Origin of the sequence: Acinetobacter sp. WA-87, from assembly GCF_039938935.1 — a bacterium.
In the GTDB taxonomy this organism is placed as follows: domain Bacteria; phylum Pseudomonadota; class Gammaproteobacteria; order Pseudomonadales; family Moraxellaceae; genus Acinetobacter; species Acinetobacter seifertii.
Genome location: NZ_JBDUVF010000004.1, coordinates 101,550 through 115,308, shown reverse-complemented (window position 1 = coordinate 115,308; position 13,759 = coordinate 101,550). Strand labels below are relative to the sequence as shown.

14 protein-coding genes are annotated in these 13,759 nt (G+C 39.6%); 5 read left to right on the top strand and 9 right to left on the bottom strand.

Annotated elements, in window-relative coordinates; translation table 11 throughout:
• Positions 1–54 precede the first annotated feature (54 nt).
• The 3 genes from ABFY81_RS13000 to ABFY81_RS12990 all read right to left on the bottom strand — a co-directional run bounded on the left by ABFY81_RS13000 (position 55) and on the right by ABFY81_RS12990 (position 2,706).
• Entirely contained in the window at positions 55–1,059 is a 1,005-nt protein-coding gene (locus tag ABFY81_RS13000; RefSeq protein WP_019456909.1) for a DUF4062 domain-containing protein, read from the bottom strand.
• A 120-nt stretch (positions 1,060–1,179) separates the two neighbouring features.
• Complete coding sequence (gene murI / locus ABFY81_RS12995) at positions 1,180–2,046, bottom strand: glutamate racemase (protein ID WP_039251168.1); 867 nt, start codon at positions 2,044–2,046, stop codon at positions 1,180–1,182.
• A 48-nt stretch (positions 2,047–2,094) separates the two neighbouring features.
• Positions 2,095–2,706, bottom strand: a complete 612-nt coding sequence (locus tag ABFY81_RS12990) for a DUF1285 domain-containing protein (RefSeq protein WP_347913922.1) — start codon at positions 2,704–2,706, stop codon at positions 2,095–2,097.
• A 184-nt stretch (positions 2,707–2,890) separates the two neighbouring features.
• Between ABFY81_RS12990 and ABFY81_RS12985 the strand changes: the two genes are divergently transcribed.
• Complete coding sequence (locus ABFY81_RS12985) at positions 2,891–4,603, top strand: electron transfer flavoprotein-ubiquinone oxidoreductase (protein ID WP_347913921.1); 1,713 nt, start codon at positions 2,891–2,893, stop codon at positions 4,601–4,603.
• Between the two features lie 43 nt (positions 4,604–4,646).
• Here the strand turns inward: ABFY81_RS12985 and ABFY81_RS12980 are convergent, their stop codons facing one another.
• Positions 4,647–5,027: a hypothetical protein gene (locus tag ABFY81_RS12980; RefSeq protein ID WP_143221090.1), complete on the bottom strand. Its 381-nt coding sequence runs from the start codon at positions 5,025–5,027 to the stop codon at positions 4,647–4,649.
• Positions 5,028–5,159: 132 nt separating this feature from the next.
• A complete protein-coding gene (gene tusA, locus ABFY81_RS12975) occupies positions 5,160–5,417 on the bottom strand; it encodes a sulfurtransferase TusA (protein ID WP_002053527.1) in 258 nt (85 codons plus the stop codon).
• Positions 5,418–5,601: 184 nt separating this feature from the next.
• Here tusA and ABFY81_RS12970 point away from each other — a divergent pair, with 184 nt between their 5' ends.
• Together ABFY81_RS12970 and lnt are read left to right on the top strand one after the other, a co-directional pair.
• A complete protein-coding gene (locus ABFY81_RS12970; protein WP_004698992.1) occupies positions 5,602–6,441 on the top strand; it encodes a CBS domain-containing protein in 840 nt (279 codons plus the stop codon).
• Positions 6,438–7,997, top strand: coding sequence for an apolipoprotein N-acyltransferase (lnt, locus tag ABFY81_RS12965; protein WP_191012520.1), 1,560 nt, complete (start codon positions 6,438–6,440; stop codon positions 7,995–7,997). The genes ABFY81_RS12970 and lnt overlap by 4 nt, the downstream gene beginning before the upstream one ends.
• A gap of 1 nt (position 7,998) precedes the next feature.
• Here the strand turns inward: lnt and ABFY81_RS12960 are convergent, their stop codons facing one another.
• Positions 7,999–8,337, bottom strand: coding sequence for a tRNA-binding protein (locus ABFY81_RS12960; protein ID WP_019456905.1), 339 nt, complete (start codon positions 8,335–8,337; stop codon positions 7,999–8,001).
• A gap of 235 nt (positions 8,338–8,572) precedes the next feature.
• Here ABFY81_RS12960 and ABFY81_RS12955 point away from each other — a divergent pair, with 235 nt between their 5' ends.
• Entirely contained in the window at positions 8,573–8,833 is a 261-nt protein-coding gene (locus ABFY81_RS12955) for a DUF2798 domain-containing protein (RefSeq protein ID WP_347913920.1), read from the top strand.
• A 59-nt stretch (positions 8,834–8,892) separates the two neighbouring features.
• On the opposite strand, the gene ABFY81_RS12950 is transcribed toward ABFY81_RS12955, so the two are convergent.
• The 3 genes from ABFY81_RS12950 to gspF all read right to left on the bottom strand — a co-directional run bounded on the left by ABFY81_RS12950 (position 8,893) and on the right by gspF (position 11,316).
• Complete coding sequence (locus ABFY81_RS12950) at positions 8,893–9,237, bottom strand: hypothetical protein (RefSeq protein ID WP_019456903.1); 345 nt, start codon at positions 9,235–9,237, stop codon at positions 8,893–8,895.
• 265 nt (positions 9,238–9,502) lie between these two features.
• Positions 9,503–10,087, bottom strand: a complete 585-nt coding sequence (gene gspG / locus ABFY81_RS12945; RefSeq protein ID WP_347913919.1) for a type II secretion system major pseudopilin GspG — start codon at positions 10,085–10,087, stop codon at positions 9,503–9,505.
• Between the two features lie 23 nt (positions 10,088–10,110).
• Positions 10,111–11,316: a type II secretion system inner membrane protein GspF gene (gene gspF, locus ABFY81_RS12940; protein ID WP_151749805.1), complete on the bottom strand. Its 1,206-nt coding sequence runs from the start codon at positions 11,314–11,316 to the stop codon at positions 10,111–10,113.
• 148 nt (positions 11,317–11,464) lie between these two features.
• On the opposite strand from gspF, the gene ABFY81_RS12935 reads away from it, so the two are divergent.
• Positions 11,465–13,693, top strand: coding sequence for a primosomal protein N' (locus ABFY81_RS12935; protein ID WP_347913918.1), 2,229 nt, complete (start codon positions 11,465–11,467; stop codon positions 13,691–13,693).
• Positions 13,694–13,759: the final 66 nt, after the last annotated feature.

The window sequence follows — 13,759 nt, the reverse complement described above, 5'->3', positions numbered from 1 at the left end:
CAACTTATGACACTAATGTAACAGTTTTCATTGTTATATATAAATTGAATCGCTCTAAGCTTTTAATCGAGCACCTCGATGATTCCATTTATAACTCAGTAAAAGTTTTTGCGCTTTTGTGGTCAATTTCCACAAACTTGGGTACTGCTCAGATTTTGTTGGAATAATCCAACCTTGTGACTGCATTTGCCTTTTAATTCGAAATAGCGCTTTATGATTGATTTGTGCACAAGCTACTGCATGGGCACGAGGTAACACCTCACGGGCATCTTCTAGCCCTGCTTGATTAAGATATTCATTAAGGCAAGTGCCGAAGTTTTCTTCTGGCATAGCTGTCTCAAAGTGTTTAGCCAAAATACTTAATAGCTCAGACCACGTCATTTGTCTCTGCCGCTTCAGCTCTTTAAAGTTACCATCTTGAAACGCTTGAATCTGATACTCAAACGCAAAAATGTCTTGTGGTGCTACTTCATTGAGTTGTGTAGGTACATCTGCTAATTGTTTCTCTAATTGTAAAATTTTACTTTTTAATCGATTAACCTCATCTTCCAACTGATGTGCTTGGTGTGCAGGTACCCAACCCTGTCCCACATGTTGTTCAACCATTAGAGGTATATTTAAACGGACAGCTAGCTCTAAATCACGCGGGCTTTTAAAGTAAAATACGTGGTGAGCTTCGTGTAATAGTTTCTTTCTAAATGCTAGAAATTTTTCTTTAAGCTGTGGATGAGTCTCTTGCAAATGCATATCACGGCTTTCAGGTTGCTCATGCATGAATACCACAATAGGTTTAGCTCGGCTTAAAGCATATTCATACTCTTGGGCAAAATAGCTAGCGCCAGAAATAGATTGTTCACCGTACTGGCTGCCTAATAGTAAGACAACGTAATCCGATTCATCAATTTGTCGACGGGAAAGTGTTGTAGTTAAAGGACTTCTATACTCTAAACCCCAAGCAAAGAAACCCATACTGACTAAAGTTTGAGAGAGAACTACACGTTCAGGTTGCATCTCGCGACCTGACGTTGAAATAAAAATCTGATAGCGTGTATCGAGCATAACAATACCCTTATCGCCCCATAATCTTAATATGGCCTAAATAAGCCAAGACTATGAACCGCCCCAAATAAGAAAAAATAAATATAAAAAACGCTTTCTTCTGAATGCCTACAACAGAGCTCAACTCAGATTGTGCAGCGTCCATGTCAATTCTTGTGGAATCATATTCTGTAAAACAGGTTGCAATGCATCGGCATTATTACCACTTACATAACATTCAATACGTGCAACATTCTGACGTATTTGGTCACATAATAACTCATTTTTTATTAAAATACGGGCTGTTTGTCGGGCAACTGCTAATCCCGAATCAACCAGTGTGAATTGGTTATCAAAAAGATGATGAATTGCTTCATTTAAGAACGGATAATGCGTACAACCGAGCACTAAATAGTCAGCCCCTTGATCGGCTGCAGGCTGTAAAACCTCTTTTAATGCATTCAAACAAACAGGACTCATTTGCTGCCCTGCTTCAACACAAGGAACAAGTTCGAGATTGGTTAAAGTCATGACTTTAACACCCGCTGGAACAGCAAACTTTTCAACAACATCTTTAATAAGTTGCCCACGAAAAGTAGCAGGCGTTGCCAATACTGCCACTACTTTAGAACGTGTTTGTAATACGGCAGGTTTTAATGCCGGTACTAAACCAACAATTGGGAAGTGCTCGCCATAATGTTCACGTAAATGGTCAAGACTGAATGCTGAGGCAGTATTACATGCTACGACTGCAATTTTACAACCTTGGCGGTATAACCAATCGACAGCGCGAGCGGTAAGCTCTCTAATTTCGTCATCAGAACGAGGGCCGTAAGGTACATAGGCTGTATCGGCATAATAGACAATACGTTCGTTTGGCAAATATCTGGCAATTTCTGCCGCAACCGACATTCCTCCAATTCCCGAATCAAAAATACCAATTGGGGCATCTGCTGATGCTTTAGGCATAGATTCTAATTCAGTAAATAAAGGCTGTATGGCTGTCATGGCAGTACTAGAGAGTGTCGGAAAATTTCACTCTATAAAGCTTAAACCTCAAGTGCCTAATTGCAAGTGCAAATTACCACTTTTTAACTGCAAAATGGTTTCACCTTTATCATTTTCGACCAGTGTTCCGTAGTTCACGAGGTGATAGAAAGCTTGGCGTTGAATAAGCGCATTAATACCAAATCGGACATGCACATAAGGGCGTAATTCGCCTGCATATTCGCGCATAAAAATCGGATGTTCTGCATCAACCAAAATCACATCTTGATTGGTCGTCGTCAGTTGTAAAAACTGATCACCTGAAATTTCGACCTGATCGACCTGATTGACCAATAAAGGTTCATCTTCAACTTCGATTTCAATTTGTTCTACAGGGGTTTTCAGGTAGAATTTACCCTCTTCTTTCCATAGGACTTTGGTAAACAAATCCAATAGGGCTTGGCGCTTGATTAATTGACCTTCGTGCCACCATTCTCCATTGGCTTTAACCGTTAAATCCATTTTACCGCAATGCTTTGGATGCCATTGCTCTAAAGGTGGAATTGACCTTTTGTGACTTTGCTGTACATCTTTTAAGTATTGTGCAATGTTCATTAAGTTTTTATCATCAGATAACGGTTTTTTTCCCATATCCGATGGGGAATTATTTTGATTTACCATAGTTTATGCCTTGCTGACGAGAAAATATGACGACTCAGCCAATTGGCTAGATCATGGTTTAAAACTATACTAGCCAAAACGATAAAAGGCACAATAGCATATTTGCGCCTATGGATTAAAACTCACGGCAGCACCGGATGATCTGACATTACGGTTGCCACCTTTAAGTATTGAGGAGTCCTACATGGAACACATCGAACGCGAATCGATGGAGTTTGACGTTGTCATCGTAGGTGCAGGACCTGCAGGTCTATCTGCTGCGATTAAGATCCGTCAATTAGCGATTGAGAATAACTTACCCGATCTTTCAGTTTGTGTAGTTGAAAAAGGCTCTGAAGTAGGTGCGCATATCTTATCTGGTGCTGTACTTGAACCACGTGCTATTAATGAACTTTTCCCGAACTGGAAAGAAGAAGGCGCGCCTCTGAACGTACCTGTAACTGAAGACAAAACATTCTTCTTGCTTTCAGAAACTACGTCTAAAGAAGCACCTCACTGGATGGTTCCTAAAACCATGCACAATGACGGTAACTATGTTATTTCATTAGGTAACGTGGTTCGTTGGTTAGGTCAAAAAGCTGAAGAATTAGAAGTTTCTATCTTCCCTGGCTTTGCTGCATCTGAAGTGCTTTACCATGAAGACGGTACTGTAAAAGGTATTCAAACTGGTGACATGGGTATTGGTAAAGATGGCGAACCAACGCATAACTTTACTCCAGGTTATGAGCTTCACGCGAAATATACCCTCTTTGCTGAAGGTTGCCGTGGTCACTTAGGTAAACGCCTGATTGCAAAATACAATCTTGATAAAGATGCTGACCCTCAGCACTACGGTATCGGGATTAAAGAACTTTGGGAAATTGACCCAGCAAAACATAAGCCGGGCTTAGTAATGCACGGTGCTGGTTGGCCATTGGCTGAAACTGGTTCTTCTGGTGGTTGGTGGTTATACCACGCTGAAAACAACCAAGTGACTTTGGGTATGATCGTGGACTTGTCTTATGAAAATCCACACATGTATCCATTCATGGAAATGCAGCGCTGGAAAACTCATCCTCTCATTAAACAATATTTAGAAGGTGGTAAGCGTATTTCTTACGGCGCACGTGCTGTAGTGAAAGGCGGCTTCAACTCATTGCCTAAATTGACTTTCCCAGGTGGTTGCTTAATTGGTGATGACGCAGGTTTCTTAAATTTTGCAAAAATCAAAGGCTCACACACTGCCATGAAATCAGGCATGTTATGTGGTGAAGCTGTATTTGAAGCGATTGCTGCTGGTGTAGAAAAAGGCGGTGACCTTGCAATTGCACGTGTTACTGAAGGCGAAGATTTATTCGTTAAAGAATTGACTTCATACACTGACAAATTTAACAACAGCTGGTTAAAAGAAGAGCTTTATAACTCTCGTAACTTTGGTCCAGCAATGCATAAATTTGGTCAATGGATGGGTGGTGCATTTAACTTTATCGACCAAAACGTCTTTAAAGTTCCATTTACTTTACATGACTTGAAGCAAGACTTTGCTGCATTGAAAACTGTTGATGCAACGAGCTTCAAACCAAACTATCCAAAACCAGATGGCAAGCTTACATTTGACCGTTTGTCTTCTGTGTTTATCTCAAACACTGTACATGAAGAAAACCAGCCAGCTCACTTGAAGCTTACTGATCCTTCAATTCCAGTGAATGTGAACTTACCAAAATGGGATGAGCCTGCTCAGCGCTACTGCCCTGCTGGTGTTTATGAAATCATGGAAAATGATGATGGTTCTAAACGCTTCCAGATTAACGCAGCAAACTGTGTTCACTGTAAGACTTGTGATATTAAAGACCCATCTCAAAACATTACTTGGGTAACGCCTGAAGGCGGCGGTGGTCCGAATTACCCTAACATGTAATAAAAAAGCCCCGAATAATCGGGGCTTTTTTATTAGTATCCACTTATTGAAAAGGCGGTATTTTTGATACTTTTAAATTAAAATTCTTTTTATAGAAAATAAATGTGCCTAATAAAAATAAGCTAAGAAAACCAAAATTCCGCGCTACATCAATATACCAAGCTGATTTTCCAAATAATAAATCAATCATTAGCATAAATCCCATGAATCCTGTATGTAAGATGAGGCTATTGCTAATTTTTGATTCTGGAGCAAAAGATGTATTTCTATAACCTAATATAATTGAACCGAGAATTATAAAAGTGACTAGAATTATGGTAGCCATAGTCTCAGTTAACCAAGAAACTTCTATACGTAACAAACCAGCAAGACATGCGAACCAAAGGAAAATAAATAAGCTTCGTTTTAGAAAATAATCTTTCATTTTTATATGTCATTTATATACTTAATTTTATAGATTATATAATGATTCTTATTTGTAAAAAATTATCATTTTAAAATAATTTAAATGTTTAATGGCTCCCAACATTATTCATTAGAAGCCTTATTTATTCTATTAGCCCTTTTTCACCAAGTAATGAAATTCTTTATGACCATTTTCATCTAAGCGTTCTTCTTGCAAAAGCAACTCATGACCTAAATGCATACAAAATTTAGGAATATCCCACGATGTCGAATTGTCTGTTGCAAAGACCTCAACCACATCTCCAGACTTAGATTTACGAATGGCTTGATGCAACATCATGACAGGTTCTGGACAACGTAAACCACGTGTATTGAGTTGTACAGTAGGTGAAATAGGTTGTTCTGACATAACTAACTCGAACAAATAGAATTTTCACATTTTAGCATAAACCGATCACTGACTTATGAACTGTAACTGGTGTTTACATAACAATATGTGTTTTGTCTTTTACTTTGTTTTATAGATGCATAAGGGCCTTTTCTTCGGTATGATCAATGTATTCATTTGATACATTGAGTCTTTAGGAAAGATCATGCAAGAGGAACCGAGTCCGTCGTGGGGAATGCGAGGCTTACGAAAGTGGTTAGGTACAGCGCCCGAAACCCGAGATGAATTATTAAAACTAGTCCAAAATTCACGTCGTTTTTTAGAACCTGATACTGTTGCCATGCTTGAAGGTGTTCTTGACCTTCCTGCTACAAAAATTCGTGAAGTTATGACGCCGCGAACAGCAATGATCAGTATGCAAGAAGATGATCAGTTACTTGATATTCTTCACGTATTGGTTGAGTCTGCTCACTCACGTTTTCCAGTTTTCTCAGCTGACCAACCCGATAATGTTGTCGGTATTTTATTGGCAAAAGATTTATTGCCATTTTTGACTGAACCAAATACCAAATTAGATATTGGCTCGCTTATGCGCCAGCCATTATTTGTGCCTGAAAGCGCACGTTCAGATCAAGTTCTTCGTATGCTCAAACATACCCAAACCCATATCGCGATTGTCATTGATGAATATGGTTCAACGGCTGGTCTAGTTACGCTTGAAGATATTCTTGAAGAGATCGTGGGGGAAATTGAAGACGAACATGATACTGCTGATGAAGATGCTCAGTACATTGTTCCAGATAGTGACCACAGTGTAGCGAATGCATGGATGGTGCAGGCACTTACACCAATTGAACACTTCAACACTGTATTAGATGCTGATTTTTCTGACGATGAAGTAGAAACTGTCGGCGGTTTATTGCTTCAAGAAATTGGTTTAGTCAGTGATTTACAAGGTCAGACTGTTGAACTTGGAAAATGGTTATTTACGATTGTTGAAGCAGATGCCCGCACTATTCATCTGATTCGAGCTGTACGTCAATGAGAGCATACTTTGAAAAGCTGTTAGATTCTTCGCAACAACAAAAACAGCTTCCTTTAATTTTTCCATTGCTCATTGCTTTATTTTCAGGTGCCGTGTTCAGCTTTGCACTGGCACCTTATTATTGGTGGTGGCTGGCAATTTTGTCTCCTGCCCTACTCTATGCGACATTGCATAAACGCTCAGCCAAACAAGCATTTGCGATTGGCTGGAGTTATGGTTTTGGTTTATGGTTTGTAGGGGCTTTCTGGCTCTATACATCTATCCATGTATATGGCGATACCAATGCCTTTTTAAGCGTATGTATGATTGCTGTTATGGCTCTTGTGATGGGGTTATTTACAGCATTTCAAACTTGGGTTTATCGACGCTTCTTCCCTGAAACACCACTGACTTTCGCACCTCTCTGGATTGTTTTTGAGTGGGCTAAAACTTGGGTATTTACGGGTTTCCCGTGGCTATTTGTAGGTTACGCTTTTACTGAACGCCTACTCGATGGTTATGCACCGCTATTTGGTATTTATGCAATTTCCTTCGTGGCAATTGTTCTAGCGTGTGCTTTAGTTGAAGTTCTGCGTAAGCGTATTTTCTGGGTTATCCCTGCTGCCCTATTAGTTTTAGGTGCATGGGGAGCATCATATATTCAGTTTGTACAACCTAAAGCGGCTAAACCACTGAGCGTTTCGCTTATTCAAGGTAACATTCCACAAGATTTAAAATGGCTAACCGAATATCAAGTTAGAACATTAGAAATTTATGCAGGTTTAACTCAATCTGAATGGGGCCGTGACCTCATTGTATGGCCTGAGTCTTCAATTCCACTCTTCCAAACCGACATTGAACCGTTTTTGGATGCCATGGATGCACAAGCTAAAAAGAACCATACCGCTTGGGTAACCGGTATTCCTTATTGGGATGTTGCAAAATCACATCAAGTCGGCAGTCCTCTGTATTACAACAGTATTATGGCGTCTGGCAGCGATTCAAGCGGCCTTTATAAAAAGCAGCGTCTCGTACCTTTTGGTGAATATATTCCGCTTTCAGGTTTACTGTCATGGGTTTTACCTGCCATGCAAAATGATATTAGCATGAGCGGTTTTACACGTGGCGAGAGCAACCAGAAACCACTCTTAATTAAAGGGCATGCGCTTGCTGCTGCAATTTGTTATGAAGTGGCTTATCCGAACCTGACACGACGTAATGCAGAAGATAGCGACTTCTTGGTGACTGTATCTAATGATGCTTGGTTTACGGGTACTGCTGGTCCATGGCAACATTTACAAATGGTGCAAATGCGTGCGAAAGAAAATGGGCGCTGGTTTATTCGTGCAACCAACACAGGTGTAACAGCATTTATTGATCAAAATGGTCATATCACTGAACAAGCACCGATTGATAAAGAGTTTGTCTTGAGAGGTGATTTACCAGCTATGCAAGGCCAAACTCTCTATAACCGTCTAGGTGATTACCCAATTTTAGGATTTGCAGTATTACTGTTGGTTTTAGGTTGGATCTATCGTCCACGTCAAGTTGATGTGTCTTATAAATCGCGTCGCTAAATTATAATAGCTTTGTACCCAGAGGCACTTCAAACTCTGGGATACAAAGTGCTACATCCCCATCTGCGTTATGAAACCCTGTCACCAAGCATTCTGACTGAATAGGCCCGATTTGTTTTTTAGGGAAATTTACGACAGCAACTACTAATTTACCAATCAAGTCATGAGGTTGATAAAGTTTAGTAATCTGAGCACTCGATTTACGTACACCCAATTCTTCACCAAAATCTACATGCAAAATATAAGCAGGTTTACGCGCTTTTTCAAAAACCTCAGCTTGAATAATTTTACCAACGCGAAGTTCTACTTTTAAAAAATCATTCCACTCGATTTGTTCCATTTACTTTTCTCATATTCTTAAATTTTCAAACAAAAAACATATAATATTTAAAAATAAATTGTTTCTTTATTTTTAGTTTGAAAATTTCATGTTAAATTAAATCCGCTGATTCAAAAGCCGTAAACGTTTACGTCAATCAACGTTCCAACATACCTCCAACAAGGCTTGGAGCTATTTGTTCAAAATATTTTTATATTTTGAATGGCACGGGCGTTTTTTGGTTTACGGAGTCAAAATGGAAAACCAAAAAACTTTCTATAGTTTTAAGAAACTTCCAAGTCGCTATACTGCTATTGTTTTACCTTTTTTTCTATCCATCATTATGACTTTTGTAGTGTCCATGGTCGGTACTTTACGAAGTTTAGGATTAGAAGAGTTTTCTATAAATGTCTGGATGTCAGCATGGATCATTTCTTGGTTAATTGCTTTTCCAACACTACTTTTGGTATTACCTGTCGTTCGTAAAATCACGGCACTATTAGTAGAGCCTGTTTAAAAAATGAAAACGTAGATATTGAGTCTACGTTTTATCTAAAAATTTGGTTTTAAATATCATTAAAAAGCGATTGATAATTGCAAAGATAAATAAGCAACTAAGCTTGATAAAAAGACCATGGGTACATAGCGATAAGCTTTAAAAAGTAATTGTTCATATTTAGAAGATATTTGTTTAGCTTGCCATACACTCGCTTTTAATGCAGTGAAAAAACTCACCATTAACCATGCACTGACAATACTTAATGCAAAGAAGCCAATCATGATTTGACTGCTACCTTCTGTACTCAGCCATAGTTTTAATGAAACTTCAGCAATGGGTAATAATGCTAAAATCAATAGGACAGACTTAAGCATCGCCCAATGAAACTGATTTAGTTCATCAAGTACGAGAAATGCTTTCATTTAATCTCTCCCATAGTTTTATAAAGTGATTTTTATTTATTATGCAAAGCTTTTATTTAAATATATAGCTTATTTCCTCTGATATTTTAACTTTCTTGTAACTATTAAATATGGGAATAATTCTTATTTTAAATCTCAAATATAATTATTAACTTTATTATTTTATTTTCAACAGCTTATTATATTTTTGTGATTAAGAAAGATTATCAATTCGAATTATCATTTTCTCTTACTATCCGAATTGATAATCTCTCTTATATTTTAATTAAGGCTGGTAATAAATATCGGCATCGTTACCCTCACCACCTTCTTTACCGTCTGCACCAAATGAATATAGGTCAAAAGGATGGCCGTCTTTTCCAGGAATGACATATTGAATATCATTTTTCCAACTGTCTTTAGGGTAACCACCTTTCACATAACCACCTGGCATCCAGTTTTTTGCGGTAGCAGGCTGGTTAATAAGTGCATCTAGCCCACCTTCTTGCATGGTTGGGAAATGCCCATTATCAAGCTTGTACTGATCTAAAGCACCCGCTACACCCTTCAAGGTAATTTGAGTCGTATCGATTTTAGCTTTTTCGCTACGGCCCATGACGTTCGGTACGATTAAAGCAGCCAATACCCCTAAAATCACAATCACAACCATAACTTCAATAAGGGTAAAGCCTGATACACGTTTCATTCGAGCACCGCTCGAACGTGCCGCAAGTCCGAAAGCTGTGCTTGAGGAACAAACATCTGAGACAAAGCTATGCTCGGAATGGCTCGTTGGCTCAAGCTGATTTGAAACCGCAGCTTCACTATGTTGTTTCATCACTGTTTCGCTTTGAATATTTTTTACTTTCATCATTATCTCTAATATCAAAGTTATTAAATCATATTGTTCATATTTACGATTGGTAGCATAACCGCGATTACAATAACCAGCACAATGCTTGCCATTAATACCAGCATAAGCGGTTCAAGTAATGCCAATAAGGTTGAAATAAATGTCGTCACCTCACGGTCTTGCATAGTCGACGCACGTTCCAGCATACGGTCAAGCTCACCTGATGCCTCACCACTTCGAATCATTTGTACCATCATTGGTGGGAAATAACCACTGCGCTCCAATTGCGTACCCAAGTTACCACCTTCTGTGACACGTTCAGCAGCATTCGCAATTGAGTCACGGATCACCCAGTTATTGGTCACAGCAGCACCAATTTTTAAAGCGTCTACCAAAGGCACGCCTGAACGAGTCAAAATAGATAAAGTACTGGCAAAGCGTGCAGCATTAATACCACGGGACAGTTTACCGAATAATGGCAACTTGAGTGTTAAGCGATCAAAAGCATAATGACCAGCCGTTGTTTTTAAAAACCGCACAAAGGCAACAATGCCTATCACAGCAAAAAGAATAATAAACACCCACGCATGGCGAATAAAATCACTCGCTTTCATTAAAGCGACTGTAATCCATGGTAATGCATCTTTGCTTTGATCGAAGGTTTTTACAATCTCGGGTACAACATAGGTCATTAATCCCATCACAATACCAAATGACATCAGCATTAAAATGATGGGGTAAATCATGGCACCTTGAACTTTCTTTTGCATGGCAAAACGGTTCTCAGTGTAGTCGGACAACTGATCTAAAATCAGATCTAAATGACCTGAACGCTCACCTGCCGCAACCGTTGCAATATAAAGGTCAGGAAAACGACCTGACTGTTGCATGCCTTGCGCGAGTGAATGCCCTTCCAATACTCTTGAACGAACCGAGAGTAAAAGATTTTGCACATGTGCTTTTTCACTTTGCCTGCTCACGGCGCGTAAAGCTTCTTCTAGAGGAATTGCAGCAGCAACCAAAACTGAAAGTTGTCTGGTCATTAGTGCCAAATCATAAGCACTAAACTTTTTCTGAAATAATCCGTGGCTTTGATGCTTATCTTTTTGCTCAACAGGGTCAACGCTAATCGGAGTCCATGCTTTATCGCGTAATTGTTGGCGAATCTGACGTGCTGAGTCTCCCTCAAGCACCCCCTTTTGCTGCTTCCCTGAAGCATCAATAGCAGTAAATTGATATGCAGGCATGGTAATGTTCTAATTTTCCAAAAATAATAGTCGCTGCTGTTGCATCTATGCTACGCAATCATTCATATTCATTCTATAGCCTGTGTAGAATACCCAAGTCCTCTTCACGACGCTATGCCGTTTTTTAAAATTGACGAAATGAGCCTCTATGACCATAACGCCAAAACCTGATTCAGTTGTTTATCGTGTGCGTGTTGCCGTACCTGTGCATCTGTACGAAACTTTTGACTATACACTCACCAAAGCACAATATGAACGGGCTCAGGTAGGTTCACGCGTCGCGATTTCATTTGGACGGCAAAACCTGATTGGTATCATTACTGAAAAAGTTGACCCACAAGAATCATTTACAGGCACCTTTCAGCTTAAAGCCATTTCTGAACTTTTAGATGATGAACCTATTTTAGATGAACAAGTTTTAAGTTTATTGACATGGTCTGCCCAGTATTACCAATTTCCGATTGGTGAAGTGATGCAAACGGCCCTACCCGCGTTATTGCGTCAGGGTAAACCAATGGATGTATTGTTTCATCTATGGAAAATCATTCCTTGTGAAAATGTAGAAGCCTTGTTAAGGCGTTCCATTAAGCAACAAGATGCGTATCAGATTTTAAAATTACACCCTGCCGGAACTACAGAAAATATTCTTAATTTAAGTGGTGTAGAAACGGCTACGCTTAAAGCGTTACAAAAGAAAGGGCTCATAGACTGTACACTTGAGCCTCATGATTTTAGCCCAGCACCTGTGCAATTGGCTCAAATGCCACTTACGCTAAATGATGATCAAAAGAAAGCAACTCAGCACGTCATTAATGCACAGCATCAATACCAAGCATTTTTACTAGATGGCTTAACTGGAAGTGGTAAAACTGAAGTTTATTTGCACATCATGCATGAGGTGTTAAAACAAGGTAAGCAAGTCCTAGTATTGGTTCCTGAAATTGGCTTAACCCCTCAAACTATTTCGCGCTTTAAGTCTCGTTTTAACTGCGATATTGCTTTATTGCACTCTGGCTTAAATGACTCTAAACGATTACAAGCATGGCAACAGGCACAAACTGGTAAAGCATCTATTATTTTAGGGACTCGTTCCGCCATTTATACGCCGTTGCCACGTCTGGGCCTCATCATTTTAGATGAAGAACACGACCTGTCTTATAAGCAGCAAGAAGGCTTCCGTTATCATGCGCGTGATGTCGCACTGTACCGAGGCCACTTACAAAGCTGCCCTGTTATTTTAGGTTCGGCGACTCCAAGTATCGACAGCTATCACTTAGTAGAAACTGGTAAGTTAACTTCACTGCAACTGAACCAGCGTGCAGGCCACGCGCTTTTACCTAAAATGCATTTGATAGATCTTAAAATTGTCAAAAAGCAGCATGGAATTAGCCAGCCTTTAATCGAGCAAATTAAAAATACCCTAGCAAGAAAAGAACAGGTTTTAATATTTTTAAACCGCCGTGGTTATGCACCTGTATTGGTTTGTGAAAGCTGTGGATGGCAAGCAAATTGCCCACATTGCGATGCGCATTTTACGTTGCATACTCAGCCTTATTCTTATTTGCATTGTCACCACTGCGGCACGGTTCATCGCTTGCCAGACCACTGCCCTGAATGTCAGCAGAAGAGTTTAAAAACTTTAGGTGCCGGAACAGCTAAGGTTGAAGAACACTTACAAGAACTATTCCCAGACTATGATGTGATTCGTGTTGACCGTGACAGTACAAGTCGTGTCGGTAGCTGGCAAAAAATCTATGATCGTATTCATCAAAACAAACCCACAATTTTGCTTGGTACTCAAATGTTGGCAAAGGGTCACCATTTTCCACATGTGACCTTGGTTGCTATTTTAGATATTGATGCGGGTTTACTGAGTGTCGATATTCGTGCGCCAGAACGTACTGCACAGTTGATTGTACAAGTGGCTGGTCGTGCAGGTCGTGGAGAACACAAAGGCCATGTTTATTTACAGACTTTAAGGCCAGATCATCCTTTACTCACCACACTCATCGAAAAAGATTATCGGGCGGTCGCGAAACAAACATTAGCTGAACGAAAAGTTGCTTTACTGCCGCCTTATCGTTATGCAGTTTTAATTCGTGCCGAGTCGAAAGATCGTGACTATACCTTGCATTTTTTAAATGAAGCTGCTGAACAGCTTCGCCAAATTGTAGGTGATATTGTTGATATCTGGGGACCCATTCCAGCACCAATGGAACGTAAAGCGGGACGTTACCGCGCACATATGGTGATTTTGTCTGCCGACCGTGCTCGTCTGCACTTTTACTTAAGACAATGGTGGGCTCAGTTGGTTCATGCACCAAGACAGCATCAACTTAGGCTCTCTATTGATGTTGACCCACAAGAATTTAGTTAGATGATTTGAATATGATGGTGTGAAGAAGCCTTTTTGGCTTTACACTTAAAAAGATCAATACATTCG